The sequence below is a fragment of the Nocardia asteroides genome, assembly GCF_021183625.1.
In the GTDB taxonomy this organism is placed as follows: Bacteria; Actinomycetota; Actinomycetes; order Mycobacteriales; family Mycobacteriaceae; genus Nocardia; species Nocardia asteroides_A.
Genome location: NZ_CP089214.1, coordinates 3,399,372 through 3,414,504, shown reverse-complemented (window position 1 = coordinate 3,414,504; position 15,133 = coordinate 3,399,372). Strand labels below are relative to the sequence as shown.

The window sequence follows — 15,133 nt, the reverse complement described above, 5'->3', positions numbered from 1 at the left end:
GCTCAGATCGCCATGGCGGAGCGGACCGCGGTCTCCGCGGCTGCCCCACCCTCCCCGCTGGAGCTGATCCGGCCGGACTGCAGCACGTAGTAGTGCTGCGCCGCCTGCAGCGCGAAGCCGATGTGCTGCTCGACCAGCAGTACGCTCAGCCCGCCGCGCCCGGTCAGCTCGATGATGGTGCGTTCGATCTCGGCCACCACCGAGGGCTGGATGCCCTCGGTCGGCTCGTCCAGGATGAGCAGCTTCGGCTCGGTGATCAGCGCCCGCGCGATGGCGAGCTGCTGGCGCTGGCCGCCGGAGAGCAGCCCGGCCTTGCGCGGTAGTAGTTCGCGCAGCGCGGGGAAGAGGTCGAGCGCCTCGTCGATCAGCGCCTTGCCGCGCTTGCGGCCGTCCGCCACCACCTGGAGGTTCTCCATGGTGCTGAGCTGGCCGAAGCTCTGCTGCCCCTGCGGCACGTAGGCGATGCCGCGGCGCACCCGCTTGGAGGGGGCGAGCTTGGTGATGGTCTCGCCGTCGAAGGTGATCCGCCCGGATTTCACCCCGATCAGCCCGACCGCGGTGCGCAGCAGGGTGGTCTTGCCCGCGCCGTTGTGGCCCATCACCGCCACCACGCTGTCGTCGGGGACGGTCAGCGTGGCGCCGTGGATCACCTCGGTGCGGCCGTAGCCGGAGCGCACGTCATCGAGCTCGAGCATCGTCGGTCTCCTCCTCCACGGCGATCACCGTGACATCGCTCAGATCGGCTCCGGTGCTGTCGATCTCGGCGGCTGTGCCGAGGTACACCTCCTGCACCTTCGGGTCGGCCTGCACCTGCTCGACGCTGCCCTCGCTGAGCAGCTTGCCGCCGGCCAGCACCGTCACCGAGTTGGCGAAGGCGCGCATGAAATCCATGTCGTGCTCGACCACGACGACGACCCGCTCGCCGCCGATCCGGCGCAGCAGGTTGCCGGTCTCCTCGCGCTCCTCGGCGCTCATCCCGGCGACCGGCTCGTCCAGCAGCAGCACGGTGGCGTTCTGCACCAGCAGCATGCCGATCTCCAGCCACTGCTTCTGGCCGTGCGCGAGCACCCCGGCCGGCTTGTCCCGCAGCGCGGTGAGGCCGGTGGTCTCCAGCGCCTCCTCGATGGCGGGCAGCACCCCCTTGCGGGTGCGAAGCAGCGTCAGCGCCGAGCGGCCCGCGCCCGCCGCGATGTCCAGGTTCTGCAGGACGGTGAGCTGCTCGAACACGCTCGCCGTCTGGAAGGTCCTGCCGATCCCGGCGCGCGCGATCTGGTGCACCTTCTTGCCGAGCAGCTCGACCCCGGTCTTCTGCACCGACCCGGTGCCGGGCACGAGGCCGGTGATGGCGTCGATCAGGGTGGTCTTGCCCGCGCCGTTCGGGCCGATCAGGAAGCGCAGGTCGCCCTGCAGCACGGTGAGATCCACCTCGGTGACGGCCTTGAAGCCGTCGAAGCTCACCGAGAGGCCGCGCACCTCCAGGTACTCGGCGGACATCCCCGCCTTGGCCGGTGCACTCATGGCGCCGCCACCTTCTCTCGTTCGGGGGCCGCGGGCTCCGGCTCCGGCTTGGGCCGGAACCGCCCGAAGTCGACGCGGCCCTTGAGCATCGGCCAGATCCCGGCCAGCCCGGCCGGGATGAAGCCGACCACCACGATGAACAGCACGCCCTGCAGGTAGGTCCAGCCGGACGGGAACTGCTCGGAGAGCGAGGTCTGCGCCCAGGCGACGCCGATCGCGCCGAGCACCGGCCCGAGCAGCGTGGTGCGGCCGCCGATCGCGACCCCGATCAGGAAGGCGATGGAGGGAACGACGCCGATGTCGGCGGGCGAGATGATCCCGACGATCGGCGTGAACAGCGCCCCCGCGATCCCGGCGAAGAACGCCGCGACCACGTACGCCACGATCTTGATGTTGGCCGGGTCGTAGCCGAGGAAGCGGACCCGCTCCTCCTGGTCGCGCACCGCGACGAGCAGCTCGCCGTAGCGGCTGCGCATGAGCTGGCGCACGATCGCCACCACCACGAGCAGCGTGCCCGCGGCGATGAAGAACAGCATCTGCCGGTTCGCCGGGTCGGAGAGCTTGAAGCCGAAGAAGGCGCGGAAATCGGAGAGCCCGGTGAAGCCGCCGAGCGCCTGCTGCCCGGTGAGCAGGATCGCCAGCGCGGCCGCCAGCGCCTGGCTCAGGATCGCGAAGTACGCGCCCTTCACCCTGCGCTTGAACACCCCGTACCCGAGCACCGCCGCGACCAGCGCGGGGATGACGAGAATGCCGAGCAGCGCGACCGGCGCCGAGGCGAACGGCACCCAGATCGCGGGCAGCTCCCTGATCCCGGAGATGTCCATGAACTCGGGCACGTCGTTGCCGAGCCGCTCGGCGTCGGCCATCTGCAGGTGCATGGCCATGATGTAGGCGCCGATCCCGAAGAACACGCCCTGGCCGAGGGTGAGCATGCCGCCCCGGCCCCAGGCCAGCCCGATCCCGGCCGCAACGATGGCGAAGCAGAGGAACTTGGCGAGCAGGTTCAGCCGGAAGTCGCTGAGCACGGCCGGGGCCACCGCGAAGAGCAGCACGGCGGCCACCGCGAAGCCGACCAGCGTGCCGATCGAGGAGTGTGCGCGCCACCGCTGTACGAGTGTGGTCATGCCAGACTCCTTGTCCGGACGGTGAAGAGCCCCTGCGGCCGGACCTGCAGGAAGATCACGATGAGCACGAAGACGATCACCTTGGCGATCGAGGCCGTCGTGGAGTACTCGATGAACGAATTGAGCAGCCCGAGCGCGAACGCGGCGATCACCGTCCCCTTGATCTGCCCGAGCCCGCCGATCACGACCACAAGGAAGGCGTCGATCAGGTAGCTCTGCCCGATGGTCGGGCTGGTGGAGCCGATCAGGGTGAGCGCGACGCCGGCCACGCCCGCCAGCCCGGAGCCGATGAAGAAGGTGCTGATATCGGTGAACCGGCTGGAGACGCCGCTGGTCTCGGCCAGGCTGCGGTTCTGCACCACGGCCCGGATCCGCCTGCCGAGCGGGGTGGTCTTCAGCGCGACGGCCAGCGCCGTCACCGCGAGGATCGCCAGCACCAGGATGAAGATGCGGGTCTTCGGCACCACCGCGCCGAGAATGGTGACGCCGCCGCTGAGGAACTCCGGCACCAGCACGTTCTTGGCCGGGGCGCCGAAGATGTCGCGGGCCAGCTGCTGTAGCACGAGCCCGACGCCGAAGGTCACCAGCAGGGTGTCCAGCGGCCGGTCGTACATCCAGCGAATGAGCCCCATCTCCAGCGCGGCGCCGAGCAGCCCGCCGACCAGGAAGCCGATCCCCAGCGAGATGATCAGCGAGACGCCGGCCGAGGAGACCACCGTCTGCACGACGTAGGTGGTGTAGCAGCCGGCCATGATGAACTCGCCGTGCGCCATGTTGATGACGCCCATCTGACCGAAGGTCAGCGACAGGCCGAGCGCGGCGAGCAGGAGAATCGATCCGAGGCTCAGCCCGGTGAAGAGCTGGCCGATCATGACGTCCATCGAGGAGTACCCCCTTCGGGATCGAGCCGGTGCGGGGCGGCGACGCCGCCCCGCACCGGTGTCGGGGAGTTACTTCAGGCCGTCGGCCCAGGGGTAGGACTCGAGGTACGGGTCCGGCTTGATCGGCGTGCCCGAATCCCAGACCGTGTAGATCAGGCCGTCGGGGCGGATCTCGCCGATCCGAGCGGTCTTGGTGATGTGGTGGTTCTTGCCGTCGATGGTGACCAGCCCCTCGGGCGCCGCGAAGCTGACGCCGTCGGCCGCGCCCTGCACATCGGCGACCGCGAACGAGTTCGCCTTCTCGACCGTGTTCTTCCACAGGAAGACCGAGGCGTACGCCGCCTCCATCGGGTCCGAGGTGGGCTTGTCCGCGCCGAAGGCGGCCTTGTACGCGGCCACGAACGCCTTGTTCTCCGGCGAGTCGACGGTCTGGTAGTAGTTCCAGGCGGTCAGCTGGCCCGCGACGTTCTGCGCGCCGATGCCGGCGACCTCCTCCTCGGCGATCGACACCGAGACCACCGGCATGTCGGTGGCCTTGAGCCCGGCGTTGGTGTACTCGCGGAAGAAGGCGACGTTGGAGTCGCCGTTCAGGGTGTTGAAGACGGCGTCCGCGTCGGCGGTGCGCACCTTGTTGACGATGGTGGAGAAGTCGGTGGAGCCGAGCGGGGTGTAGTCCTCACCCTTGATCTCGATCCCGTTCGCCGCCGCGTACGCCTTGATCTCGCGGTTCGCGGTCTGCGGGAAGACGTAGTCCGACCCGACCAGGTAGAGCGACTTCACGCCCTTCTGCTTCAGGTAGTCCAGCGCCGGGATGATCTGCTGGTTCGTGGTGGCGCCGGTGTAGAAGATGTTCTTGCTGTCCTCCAGCCCCTCGTACTGCACGGGGTAGTAGAGCAGCGAGTTCAGGCTCTCGAACTTGGGCTTCATGGCCTTGCGGCTGGACGAGGTCCAGCCGCCGAAGACCGCGGCCACGCAGTCCGAGCTGATCAGCTTCTCGGCCTTCTCCGCGAAGGTCTTCGGGTCCGAGGCGCCGTCCTCCAGGACGATCTGGATCTGCTTGCCGAGCACACCGCCCGCCGCGTTGATCTGGTCCACCGCCAGCTTGGTCGAGTTCGCCACGGTGACCTCGGAGATCGCCATGGTGCCGGAGAGCGAGTGCAGCGAGCCGACCTTGATGGTCGGCTGCGACGTGTCGACGCAGGACGCGGCATCCGAGCCGCTTGTCGAGGCGTCGTCCTTGGCGCCGCAGGCGGTCACCAGGAGTCCGGCGAGTGCGATCGCGGCCGGCACCGCGACTACACGACGCAGTCGTTTCGAACGGGAATCTGACATGGGGGCGAACCCTTCTCCTCATCGAACAAACGGAATACGCCCACGTCAGGATGTATACAGAGGCCGTATCCGCGATGAACGGTAGGCCGCTTCTGTTGCCGAGGAATATCTGTCGGTGACGAATTCGTTGCCGATGTTTCGCCCGTGTGAAACCTTGCCGAGACCGTGCCGTGACCGGCGGTGAGCGGAGCCCGCCGCCTACGGTTGCGTAGCCCGAAGTCCCTGCGGCAGGCTGCGGAAAATGTCAATCGCGGTTGGGTCAGGAGGAGCGGTGGGCCACTACAGGGCGAATCTGCGAGACATCGAGTTCAACCTGTTCGAGGTGTTCGAACTCGACAAACTGCTCGACACCGGCGCCTACGGCGACCTCGACTCGGAGACCGCGCGGGCGATCCTGGACGAGGTGCGCAGGCTGGCCGAGGGGCCGGTGGCGGAGTCCTTCGCCGCCGCCGACCGCGAGCCGCCCACCTTCGACCCCGCCACCGGCGACGTCTCGGTGCCGGAGCCGCTCGCCCGCTCGGTGCGCGCGGTCTACGACGCCGGCTGGGGCGCGCTCGCGCTGCCCGAGGGCATGGGCGGCACTCCCGCCCCCGCGGTGCTGGCCTGGGCGGTGAACGAGATGATCACCTGCGCCAACTCGTCGGCCGCCTTCTTCACCATGGGCGCGGTGATGGCGAAGGTGCTCTACACCGTCGGCACCGAGCAGCAGCAGCACTGGGCGCGCGAGGGCTTCGCGCGCGGCTGGCAGGGCACCATGGTGCTCACCGAGCCGGACGCGGGCTCCGACGTCGGCTCCGGCCGCACCAAAGCGGTTCAGCAGCCGGACGGCACCTGGCACATCGACGGCGTCAAGCGCTTCATCTCCGGCGCCGACCTGGGCGACCTCACCGAGAACATCTTCCACCTGGTGCTCGCCCGCCCCGAGGGCGCGCGGCCGGGCACCAAGGGGCTCTCGCTCTTCTACGTGCCCAAGTTCCACTTCGACCCGGAGACCCTCGAGCTCGGCGCGCGCAACGGCGTCGTCGTCACCGGCCTCGAGCACAAGATGGGGCTCAAGTCCTCGCCCACCTGCGAGCTCACCTTCGGCGGCAACGGCGTGCCCGCGGTCGGCTGGCTGGTCGGCGAGGTGCACGACGGCATCGCGCAGATGTTCCAGGTGATCGAGAACGCGCGCATGATGGTCGGCGTCAAGTCCACCGGCACGCTCTCGGCCGGCTACCTGACCGCGCTGGACTACGCCAAGCAGCGCGTGCAGGGCGCCGACCTGACCAAGATGGCGGACAAAACCGCCCCCCGGGTGACCATCACCCACCACCCGGACGTGCGGCGCAGCCTGGCCATGCAGAAGGCGTACGCCGAGGGGCTGCGCGCGGTCTACCTCTACACGGCGGCGCACCAGAACGAGGATGTGGCGCAGCTGGTCTCCGGCGCCGACGCGGACACCGCCGCCCGGGTGAACGACCTGCTGCTGCCGATCGTCAAGGGCGTCGGCTCCGAGCGCGCCTACCAGTACCTGACCGAATCACTGCAGACCCTCGGCGGCTCGGGGTACCTGCAGGACTACCCGATCGAGCAGTACATCCGGGACGCCAAGATCGACTCGCTGTACGAGGGCACGACCGCGATCCAGGCGCAGGACTTCTTCTTCCGCAAGATCATCCGGGATCGCGGGGTCGCGCTCGGCCACGTCGCGGGGCAGATCCAGGGCTTCCTCGAGGTGGAGACCGGGCGGCTGGTCCGCGAGCGCGCCCTGCTCGCCACCGCGCTCGCCGACGTGCAGGCGATGGCGGGCATCCTGACCGGGTATCTCGGCGCGTCGCAGCAGGACTCGGCCGAGCTGTACAAGATCGGGCTCGGCTCGGTGCGCTTCCTGCTCGCCGTCGGCGATCTGCTCATCGCCTGGCGGCTGCTGGTCCAGGCGGAGGCCGCCGCGGCCGCGCTGGCCACCGAGCCGCCCGCGGCCGACCGGGACTTCTACACCGGCAAGATCGCCGCGGCGCAGTTCTTCGCGCGGAATGTGCTGCCCGGCCTCACCGCCGTCCGCACGGTGCTCGCCGAGCTGGACAACGACATCATGGAGCTGGACGAAGCCGCCTTCTGACCGCTACTGCAGGACGTACGGCGAGACCGAGCTGCGGTGCTCGCTGATGTCCAGCTTCTTGCCGAGCGGCGGGAAGGCGCGCTGCGGGCAGTTGGCCCGCTCGCACACCCGGCAGCCCGCCCCGATCGGGGTCGGCTGCACCTCGGGCAGGTCGATGCCGTCGGCGTAGACCACCCGGCCCGCGTGCCGCAGCTCGCAGCCGAGGCCGATGGCGAAGGTCTTGCTCGGCTGGCCGTAGCGCGTCGCCCTGCGCTCCACCGTGCGCGCCACCCACAGGTATTTGCGGCCGTCCGGCATCTGCGCGATCTGGGTCATGATCTTGCCCGGGTAGGCGAAGGTCTCGTAGACGTTCCAGAGCGGGCAGGTGCCGCCGCTGGAGGAGAAGTGGAAACCGGTCGCGGACTGCCGCTTCGACATATTGCCCGCCCGGTCGACCCGGACGAAGGAGAACGGAACCCCGCGCAGCTCCGGCCGCTGCAGCGTGGAGAGCCGGTGGCAGACGGTCTCGTAGCTCTGCGTGAAGAAGGCGGAGAGCCGCTCGATGTCGTACCGGAAATCCTCGGCTACCTCGTGGAAGTGCGTGTACGGCAGCACGATCGCGGCGGCGTAGTAGCTGGCCAGCCCGAGCAGGGCCAGCTTGCGGGCGTCGTCGGAGGCGAAGTTGCCCTCGTCGACCAGCTTCTCCATCAGCTCGCCGCACTCGAAGTAGGCCAGTTCGGCCGCGAGCTTGAAGCTGCGCTGCCCGCCGGAGAGGTGCGGCGCGATCTCCAGCAGCTTCTCCGCCGGGTCGTACCGGTGCAGCACGCCCTCGCCGAGATCGATCCGCTCCGCGATCCGCACCCCGTGGCCGCGCAGCATCCTGGCCACCTCGACGTTCACGTCGGCGCCGTGGAAGCGGATCCGGGTGGTCAGCTCCTCGGCGGCGGTGTCCAGCTCGTGGATGTAGTTCTGCCGCTGGTAGAAGTAGTCGCGCACCTCCTCGTGCGGCTTGCTGATGGCGCCGCTGCCCGAGCCGTCGGAGAACCGGTCCTCGGTGGCCGCGGCCAGCTGGGCCGAGGTGTTGCGGTACCGGTTGTGCATGGCGACGAGGGCGCGGGCCATGCTGGGGTGCGCGGAGACGATGTCCGCGATCTCCTTGGTGTCGGCCTCGATGCCGAGCTCCTGGTCGAGCACCACCTCCTGCAGCTCCGCGATGAGGCGCGTGTCGTCCTGCGAGGAGAAGAAGGTGGCGTCGACGCCGAACAGCTCGCTGATCTTGAGCAGCACCGGTACGGTCAGCGGGCGTACATCGTGCTCGATCTGATTGAGGTAGCTCGCCGAGATCTCCAGCTTCTGCGCGAGCGAGACCTGGCTCAGCCCGCGCTCGGTGCGCAACTGGCGGAGCCGCGCGCCGACGTAGGTTTTGGCCATGCGGCCGAGTCTACGAACTGATTAGCAGTCCGGCCATAACGGAGTTAGCAATGCTGGTCACAGCGGTGGGGTTTGCTGTCGGTGGCTGCGGCTAGATTCGATCACGTGCTGTTCGCCGATGTCGTGCGGGTCTCGGAGAGCGTGCGGGCCACCCGATCACGGAAAACGAAGACCGAAGCGCTCGCCGAGGTGTTGCGCGCCGCCGGGGTGTCCGGCGCGTCCGGGGCGGGGCAGGGCGGCGAGGCCGGAGCCGGTTCCGGCCCGCCGGGGGCCGGGGGCGACGCCAGGCCGCCGGCCGCCGATCCGGACCCGGCAGCGGGCGATGCCGAACTCGCGGCCGTGACCGCATGGCTCTCCGGCGAGCTGCGCCAGGGGCGGATCGGCACCGGGTGGCGCACGCTGTCCGGGCTGGACGTGGCCCCGGCCGAGCAGCCCCGGCTCACCGTGGCCGAGGTCGATGCCACCTTCACCGAGCTGGCGGGTGTCTCCGGCTCCGGCTCGGCGGCCCGCCGGAAGGACCTGCTCTCCGAATTGTTCGGCAGCGCGACCCCGGCCGAGCGCGAGTTCCTGATCCGCCTGCTCACCGGCGAACTGCGCCAGGGAGCGCTCACCGCGCTGGTCGCCGAGGCAGTCGCCAAGGCCGAGGGCATCCCGGTGGCCGCGGTGCGCCGCGCGCACATGCTCTGCGGCGAGCTGCCGCTCACCGCCGTCACCGCCCGCCGCGGCGGCGCGGCCGCGCTGGCCGAGTTCCGGCTGGAGGTCGGGCGCCCGGTACAGCCCATGCTCGCCGCGCCCGGCGCCAGCCTGGAGGAGGCGCTCGGCGAGTTCGACGGCGAGGTCGGCCTGGAGCACAAGCTGGACGGCGCCCGGATCCAGGTGCACCGCGACGGTGACGAGGTCAGCGTCTACACCCGCACCCTGCGCGACATCACCGCGAGCGTGCCGGAGCTGGTCCGCCTGGTCCGCGCGCTGCCGTGCACCTCGGTGGTGCTGGACGGCGAGACCCTCGCGCTCACCGATGCGGGCCGCCCGCGCCCGTTCCAGGAGACCATGAGCCGCTTCGCCATCCTGGAGCCGGTGGACGGCGCGGCCCGCCCGGTCCCGGCGGGCAGCGACGACCCCGCCGTCCGCCCGGTCGCCTCCACCCGCGAGCTCCTCCTGCACCCCTACTTCTTCGACTGCCTGCACCTGGACGGCCGCGACCTGCTCGACGCCCCGCTCGCCGAGCGCAGGCAGGCGCTGGAGGAGGTCGCCGCCGAGCACTGCATCCCCGCGCTGCTGCGCCCGGACGCCGAGACCGCCGCCGAGTACTTCGACGGCGCGCTCGCCGCCGGGCACGAGGGCGTCATGGTCAAGTCGCTGACCGCGCCGTACGCCGCGGGCAGGCGCGGAAGGGCCTGGCAGAAGATCAAGCCGACGCACACCGTCGACCTGGTGGTCCTCGGCGCCGAGTGGGGGTACGGCAGACGCACCGGCTACCTCTCCAACCTGCACCTCGGCGCCCGCGACCCGGACGGCGGCGAGCCGATCATGGTCGGCAAGACCTTCAAGGGCCTCACCGACGCCCTGCTGCACTGGCAGACCGCGGAGTTCCCCCGGCACGAGCGCGCCAGGGACGAGCACACCGTGCTGCTGCACCCGGCGCTGGTGGTGGAGATCGCGCTGGACGGGGTGCAGACCAGCACCCGCTACCCCGGCGGCGTCGCGCTGCGTTTCGCCAGGGTGGTGCGGTACCGGCCGGACAAGACGCCCGCCGAGGCGGACACCATCGATGCGATCCGGGCCCTGCTGCTGTGACCCATTACCCATTCACAACGATGGGCAAACTGGTGGTAAATGCAGGGTGAACCCGCCACACTGTGGAGGTGTCCGTAGAGCTCCTGGTTCTCGTGATCGTCGTGATCACCGCGCTCGCCTTCGACTTCACGAACGGGTTCCACGACACCGCCAACGCGATGGCCACCTCCATCGCGACCGGGGCGCTGCGGCCCCGGGTGGCGGTGGCGCTCTCCGCCGTGCTGAACCTGATCGGCGCCTTCCTCTCGGTGGCGGTAGCCGCGACGGTGGCGAAGGGCATCGTCCGGCTCGACGCCGTCAGCGGGCAGGAGCTGCTCGTCATCGTCTTCGCCGGACTCGTCGGCGGCATCCTCTGGAACCTGTTGACCTGGCTTTTCGGCCTGCCGTCGAGTTCATCGCACGCGTTGTTCGGCGGGCTGATCGGCGCCACGCTCGCGGCGCTCGGCTGGAGCGGGGTGATCTGGCAGGCCGGGTCGGACGGCGTGCTCGCCAAGATCGTCGTACCCGCGGTGCTCGCGCCGGTGGTGGCCGCGCTGATCGCCGCGCTCGGCACCCGCGCCGTCTACCGGATCACCCACGCGGCCGACTCCGATACGGTCCAAACCGGCTTCCGCTGGGGCCAGATCGGCTCCGCCTCGCTGGTCTCGCTGGCGCACGGCACCAACGACGCGCAGAAGACCATGGGCGTGATCTTCCTCGCGCTTGTCGCCAACGGCACACTTACAGCTAACGATGAAATGCCGCTCTGGGTGATGGCAGCCTGCGCTGTCGCCATCGCGGCCGGCACCTACCTGGGCGGCTGGCGAATCATCCGCACACTGGGCAGGGGGCTGGTCGAGATCGACTCGCCGCAGGGGCTGGCGGCCGAGAGCTCCGCCGCCGCCATCATCCTCACCTCCGCGCACTTCGGGCTGCCGCTCTCCACCACGCAGACCGCCACCGGCTCGATCCTCGGCAGCGGGCTCGGCAAGGGCGCCGAGGTGCGCTGGCGGGTCATGGGGCGCATGGCGGTGGCCTGGCTGCTCACCCTGCCGATGGCCGGGCTGGTCGGCGCGGCGTGCTGGGCGGTGGCGCACTTCGTCGGCGGGCTGCCCGGCGTGCTCGTAGTCTTCACCGTGCTGATCGCGCTCGCCACGCTCATGTACCTGCGCTCCCGGCGCGCGCCGGTCACCGAAGCCAATGTCAACGAGTGGCCGGGCGACCGGCTGCCCGCCGCCGACCGGGAGTCCGCGTGAACACCGTCGTCACCAACCTGAACGCGCTGCTCGAGGTGGTGCTCGCCGGCATCGTCTTCGGTGCGGGGCTGCCCGCCGTCTTCGCCTTCGGCGTGCGCTTCTACGCCGTCGGCGGCGCCCCCGCGCGGGCAGGCGCGTACGCCTGCTTCGGGATCGTCGCCGCCGCCGTCGTCTGCGGGGTGCTCTGGGTCGCGAAGGCGTTTCTCGCGGCGAAGCTCGGCGTGCACGTCTTCGGCGCCTGAGGAGATTCGATGAGCGACCGAGCCGGCCTGCTGCGCCGCATCGTCGACTGGCTGCGCACCGGGTACCCGCAGGGCGTCCCGCAGTCGGACTACGTCGCGCTGCTCGCCGTCCTGCACCGCGACCTCACCGACACCGAGATCGTGCTAGTAGCCGAGGAACTCGCGCGCGGCCGCGGCCGCACCGACATCACGGCGACGGACATCGCCGCCGCCATCGGCGACCTGGCCAAGGAGAAGGCAGGCCCCGACGACATCGCGCGGGTCGCCGCACACCTCGCCGCTACCGGCCGCTCACTCGCGCCCCCGCTCGCCGCCCCGGAGCGGAAATCGGCCGGTGCCGCCTGCGAGGGGGCAGCGGCACCGGCCGTCGCGCCGGACGATCAGGGCAGTTGATCCGCTCCGGCGGTGATTCCGTCGTCCGAGGGCGACGCAGTTCATCCTGCTCGCTGTTACTCCGAATTCCTCGGCATACGCCTGTGAGTCAGCTGGGAGCCGCGTAGCACTGCGCGCCCGTCTCCCCGCCCTCGCCGAAGTGGTGGGTCACGGTGCCGATGTGCTGCCAGCCGAGCCGCTCGTACAGCCGGATGGCGGCTCGGTCCTTGTCCATGACATCGAGCACGAGCCGCTTGTCCCGCTCGGTCGCGTAGGCCATCGCCGTGCGCACGAGCTGTTCGCCGACACCGCGCTTCCGGCCCGCGGTACCGACGAAGAGGCGGCCGAATACCAGCACCCGCGTAAACGGCTCCGCCGTTCGTTCGAGCCAGAGCCGCGCAGCGTCGTCGGCGGTTGTCGCCGCGCACACCAGCGCGTGCCCGACCACCACCCCCGCGACCTCACCGACCCACGCTTCGGCGGCGTCACCCGGGGTCAGCCAGGAAATCGGGTCGGCGACGCCTTCGACCGGGTATCCGTCGGTGCCGTGCACCTCGACCAGGAGTTGGGCGCAGGCTTCGAGGTCGGCTTGCGCTCGCGGGCGGACGGTGACGGTCAATGATCCTCCACGGGCATGTTGTAATCCACGGCGTTGAGATCGGCCCGCATGACGAAATGCGTGACCTCGAATGGCTGGTCGTTCTGGTCGATGCCGGTGTGCAGCACTTCCAGGACCGGAACGCCGTCCGGAATCGCCAACCCGCGGATCTCGTCCGGTGACGGCATCCGAGCGGACACCTCCTCCCGGATTCGGGTGATCCGATGTCCGCGTTCCTCGAAACGCGCATACAAGCTGCCCTTGCCCAACTGCGCCGAGCTCGCCAGGACCGAGTGCTCCGCGACCGCCCACGGAATGTAGGTCACGCCGATCTGCACGGGCTCGTCGTCGGCGTAGTACCAGTTCTCTCGGCGGGCAACGGTGTCGCTCTCCGGATCGAGGCCGAGCCGAGCTGCGACTCGCTCCGGTGGCGCGACCCGGGTGATCGACGTGCAGTCGACCCGCGCCACCCTGCCTTGCTCCGCGACCTCGGCCCGGAAGGGCGACAGCCCGGTCCGCTCCCGCAGCTGATTCGAATACCGGCTGCTCCCGAATCGCAGGAGCCGCTGTGGTTCCCGAACGAATACGCCTTTGCCGTGTACCGCCGTGACCAGCCCTTCGTCCGCGAGAATCCGCACGGCCTCCCTGGCTGTATTGCGCGCTACACGGTGAGTCTCAGCGAGTGCCCGCTCGGACGGAAGGCGTGCGCCGGGGCCGAGTTCGCCCGTAGCGATGGCGTGGCGCAGTTCCTCTGCCAGTCGCTTGCTCGCGGGTACAGCGCGCGCCGTCGGGTCAACGTCGCTCATACCGCCCAATACTACTGGCTTGAGCCACCTCTTGACGAGCTGTCCGTCCAGTGTTTCACTGGCTCAAGCCACTTTGGCCGAAGGGGGAGAAATAGTGAAACCTGCTTGGAAAGAATCGGTTCCGTGATCGATCGGGGTCGTACGGCGATGTTCCAGCTGCCGCCCTCGGCGGAGGAACTGTGCGCGGCGATCAGGGGGCATCACGTGGGTCCGCATCCGGTAGCCCGTCTTGCGACCGAGTTGGGAGCGCTGTACCAGGAGCTCGAATTTCCCGGTCGACGGGAGGAGCTCATATCTTCCGTCGACACCTGGGCTGCGCGTCACCTACCCGCGCCTCGCGCGGACGCCCGCTCATCCGCCGAGACCTTCGGCGTTGTCGTCGACCGCATCGCCTATACACAGGTCCGTGCCTATCACCTGCTCATGACCGCCGACGACCTCGCGGCACCCCGGGTGCACGCGGCCTGGTACCGGCTGGCCGAGCTGGCAGACAGCTACGCCGACCTGGTCACGAGCTTCGGCCGCCGTGGGGTGCGATTACCCGCCGACCGCGATGTCAGCGAAGTTCGCCCGCCCGAAAGGCTGCGGTGAATGCCGTCCATTCATGCGCGGGCCAGCTCAGAACAGGGCTGCCGTCCGGCGATTTGCTGTCGCGCACCTCGACGCGCCCCGCGTGGAACCGCACCTCCACGCAGGTCTGCCGATCACTCGAGTACGACGAGACGAACCATTCGCTCATCGCGCACCTTCCAACGCTGCGGCCCGATCCAGAATCAGGGCAAGCGATTCGACCCGTCCGAGCGCCTCGCGGTGCATGCGTTCGAAGAGGTAGGTGAGGTCGCGGACCCGGTTCTGGTTGCGCGCCGGATCGTCGACGACGGTCTCGCCGAAGACCGCCGACTCGTACCAGGCGAGCGTCGGGAGCCGGGGCCGGTCGAAGTCGAGCAGGTGGAAGGTGGAGCCCGCTGGCACGAAACCCGCGTCGGCGAAGGGGATCACGCGGACGTCGACCGTCGCCGGGTGCTCCTCCGCCACCGCGACCAGGTGCCGCAGCTGCCTGGCGAGCACCTCGGCCCCGCCGAGCTGCTGGTGCAGCACCGCTTCGCCGAGCACGACGGTGAGGTGCAGCGGATCCTCCGCGTCGGTCAGCCGCCGCTGCCGGGTGAGCCGCGCCCGCACCCGCTCCTCCGCCTCGACCGGCGCGACGGTGGCGCTGCGCGAATTCATCAGCGCGCGAATGAATTCCTCGCCCTGGAGTAGCCCGGGCATCATCACGCTCTCGTAGCTGCGGATGGTGTGCGCGCCCCACTCCATGCCGTAGTAGCGGGTGAGCTCCTCGTCGAAGAGCCCGGGATGCGCGGCCCACCAGCCGCGTTGCCGCGCGGCCTCGCGCAGGGCGAGTAGTTCGTGCTGTTCGCTCTCGTCGATCTCCAGGATGTCGAGAAGCTGTTCGAGTTTGTCCTCGGGCACCAGATTCCGCTCATTCTCGATGTGCGACCAGTAAGCGGCCGAGACGTCGAGCTGCGTGGTGAGTGCAGCGGCGCCGATACCGAGCTCGAGGCGCCGCTGCCGCAAGCGCCGTGCCAGCTCCCAACGCGCGACCGCGGGTGACAAGGGCATGGCGGGATCCTACTGCCGCCTGCCGTTGGACTTCTTATCGTAAGTTGACTTGTATAGTTTACGACAGTAGCGTGGGCGCTGTCACACGGTCTCGCCA

16 protein-coding genes are annotated in these 15,133 nt (G+C 69.7%); 6 read left to right on the top strand and 10 right to left on the bottom strand.

All coding sequences use genetic code 11. The features are described 5' to 3' along the window. Positions 1-2 precede the first annotated feature (2 nt). The 5 genes from urtE to urtA form a co-directional block, all read right to left on the bottom strand. Positions 3-695, bottom strand: coding sequence for an urea ABC transporter ATP-binding subunit UrtE (urtE, locus tag LTT61_RS16255; RefSeq protein WP_233020793.1), 693 nt, complete (start codon positions 693-695; stop codon positions 3-5). Further along, positions 679-1,518, bottom strand: coding sequence for an urea ABC transporter ATP-binding protein UrtD (urtD, locus tag LTT61_RS16250; RefSeq protein WP_233020792.1), 840 nt, complete (start codon positions 1,516-1,518; stop codon positions 679-681). The genes urtE and urtD overlap by 17 nt, the downstream gene beginning before the upstream one ends. Next, entirely contained in the window at positions 1,515-2,642 is a 1,128-nt protein-coding gene (gene urtC / locus LTT61_RS16245; RefSeq protein WP_233020791.1) for an urea ABC transporter permease subunit UrtC, read from the bottom strand. Before urtC ends, urtD begins: the two co-directional genes overlap by 4 nt. Then, entirely contained in the window at positions 2,639-3,523 is an 885-nt protein-coding gene (gene urtB, locus LTT61_RS16240; protein WP_233020790.1) for an urea ABC transporter permease subunit UrtB, read from the bottom strand. The genes urtC and urtB overlap by 4 nt, the downstream gene beginning before the upstream one ends. Positions 3,524-3,592: 69 nt before the next feature. Then, positions 3,593-4,855, bottom strand: coding sequence for an urea ABC transporter substrate-binding protein (urtA, locus tag LTT61_RS16235; RefSeq protein WP_233020789.1), 1,263 nt, complete (start codon positions 4,853-4,855; stop codon positions 3,593-3,595). Positions 4,856-5,126: 271 nt separating this feature from the next. Between urtA and LTT61_RS16230 the strand changes: the two genes are divergently transcribed. After that, positions 5,127-6,956, top strand: a complete 1,830-nt coding sequence (locus LTT61_RS16230; RefSeq protein ID WP_233020788.1) for an acyl-CoA dehydrogenase — start codon at positions 5,127-5,129, stop codon at positions 6,954-6,956. A 3-nt stretch (positions 6,957-6,959) separates the two neighbouring features. Here the strand turns inward: LTT61_RS16230 and ramB are convergent, their stop codons facing one another. After that, entirely contained in the window at positions 6,960-8,366 is a 1,407-nt protein-coding gene (gene ramB / locus LTT61_RS16225) for an acetate metabolism transcriptional regulator RamB (RefSeq protein WP_233020787.1), read from the bottom strand. A gap of 105 nt (positions 8,367-8,471) precedes the next feature. On the opposite strand from ramB, the gene LTT61_RS16220 reads away from it, so the two are divergent. From LTT61_RS16220 to LTT61_RS16205, 4 genes are all read left to right on the top strand, one after another. Continuing rightward, entirely contained in the window at positions 8,472-10,163 is a 1,692-nt protein-coding gene (locus LTT61_RS16220; protein WP_233020786.1) for an ATP-dependent DNA ligase, read from the top strand. Positions 10,164-10,231: 68 nt separating this feature from the next. Further along, positions 10,232-11,398 carry an inorganic phosphate transporter gene (locus tag LTT61_RS16215; protein WP_233020785.1) on the top strand — a complete coding sequence of 389 codons (1,167 nt, stop codon included), beginning with the start codon at positions 10,232-10,234 and terminating at the stop codon, positions 11,396-11,398. Continuing rightward, positions 11,395-11,640 (top strand): hypothetical protein, encoded by a 246-nt coding sequence (locus tag LTT61_RS16210; RefSeq protein WP_233020784.1) that lies wholly within the window; start codon positions 11,395-11,397, stop codon positions 11,638-11,640. The genes LTT61_RS16215 and LTT61_RS16210 overlap by 4 nt, the downstream gene beginning before the upstream one ends. Before the next feature lie 9 nt (positions 11,641-11,649). After that, positions 11,650-12,033: a DUF3349 domain-containing protein gene (locus LTT61_RS16205; RefSeq protein ID WP_233020783.1), complete on the top strand. Its 384-nt coding sequence runs from the start codon at positions 11,650-11,652 to the stop codon at positions 12,031-12,033. An 88-nt stretch (positions 12,034-12,121) separates the two neighbouring features. On the opposite strand, the gene LTT61_RS16200 is transcribed toward LTT61_RS16205, so the two are convergent. Together LTT61_RS16200 and LTT61_RS16195 are read right to left on the bottom strand one after the other, a co-directional pair. Beyond that, positions 12,122-12,631 (bottom strand): GNAT family N-acetyltransferase, encoded by a 510-nt coding sequence (locus LTT61_RS16200; protein WP_233020782.1) that lies wholly within the window; start codon positions 12,629-12,631, stop codon positions 12,122-12,124. Continuing rightward, positions 12,628-13,416: a GntR family transcriptional regulator gene (locus tag LTT61_RS16195; protein ID WP_233020781.1), complete on the bottom strand. Its 789-nt coding sequence runs from the start codon at positions 13,414-13,416 to the stop codon at positions 12,628-12,630. The genes LTT61_RS16200 and LTT61_RS16195 overlap by 4 nt, the downstream gene beginning before the upstream one ends. 123 nt (positions 13,417-13,539) lie before the next feature. On the opposite strand from LTT61_RS16195, the gene LTT61_RS16190 reads away from it, so the two are divergent. After that, positions 13,540-14,007: a DUF4254 domain-containing protein gene (locus LTT61_RS16190; RefSeq protein WP_233020780.1), complete on the top strand. Its 468-nt coding sequence runs from the start codon at positions 13,540-13,542 to the stop codon at positions 14,005-14,007. Here the strand turns inward: LTT61_RS16190 and LTT61_RS16185 are convergent. Both LTT61_RS16185 and LTT61_RS16180 read right to left on the bottom strand, forming a co-directional pair. Further along, positions 13,973-14,155, bottom strand: a complete 183-nt coding sequence (locus LTT61_RS16185) for a DUF397 domain-containing protein (protein ID WP_233020779.1) — start codon at positions 14,153-14,155, stop codon at positions 13,973-13,975. The genes LTT61_RS16190 and LTT61_RS16185 overlap by 35 nt on opposite strands. Further along, positions 14,152-15,036 carry a DUF5753 domain-containing protein gene (locus LTT61_RS16180; protein ID WP_233020778.1) on the bottom strand — a complete coding sequence of 295 codons (885 nt, stop codon included), beginning with the start codon at positions 15,034-15,036 and terminating at the stop codon, positions 14,152-14,154. The genes LTT61_RS16185 and LTT61_RS16180 overlap by 4 nt, the downstream gene beginning before the upstream one ends. Positions 15,037-15,133 lie beyond the last annotated feature (97 nt).

Coding starts and splice junctions, on each gene's coding strand:
- LTT61_RS16205 (WP_233020783.1), top strand. CDS start 11,650: ATGAGCGACCGAGCCGGCCTGCTGCGCCGCATCGTCGACTGGCTGCGC.
- urtD (WP_233020792.1), bottom strand. CDS start 1,518: ATGAGTGCACCGGCCAAGGCGGGGATGTCCGCCGAGTACCTGGAGGTG.
- urtC (WP_233020791.1), bottom strand. CDS start 2,642: ATGACCACACTCGTACAGCGGTGGCGCGCACACTCCTCGATCGGCACG.
- LTT61_RS16185 (WP_233020779.1), bottom strand. CDS start 14,155: ATGAGCGAATGGTTCGTCTCGTCGTACTCGAGTGATCGGCAGACCTGC.
- ramB (WP_233020787.1), bottom strand. CDS start 8,366: ATGGCCAAAACCTACGTCGGCGCGCGGCTCCGCCAGTTGCGCACCGAG.
- urtB (WP_233020790.1), bottom strand. CDS start 3,523: ATGGACGTCATGATCGGCCAGCTCTTCACCGGGCTGAGCCTCGGATCG.
- LTT61_RS16180 (WP_233020778.1), bottom strand. CDS start 15,036: ATGCCCTTGTCACCCGCGGTCGCGCGTTGGGAGCTGGCACGGCGCTTG.
- urtE (WP_233020793.1), bottom strand. CDS start 695: ATGCTCGAGCTCGATGACGTGCGCTCCGGCTACGGCCGCACCGAGGTG.
- LTT61_RS16195 (WP_233020781.1), bottom strand. CDS start 13,416: ATGAGCGACGTTGACCCGACGGCGCGCGCTGTACCCGCGAGCAAGCGA.
- urtA (WP_233020789.1), bottom strand. CDS start 4,855: ATGTCAGATTCCCGTTCGAAACGACTGCGTCGTGTAGTCGCGGTGCCG.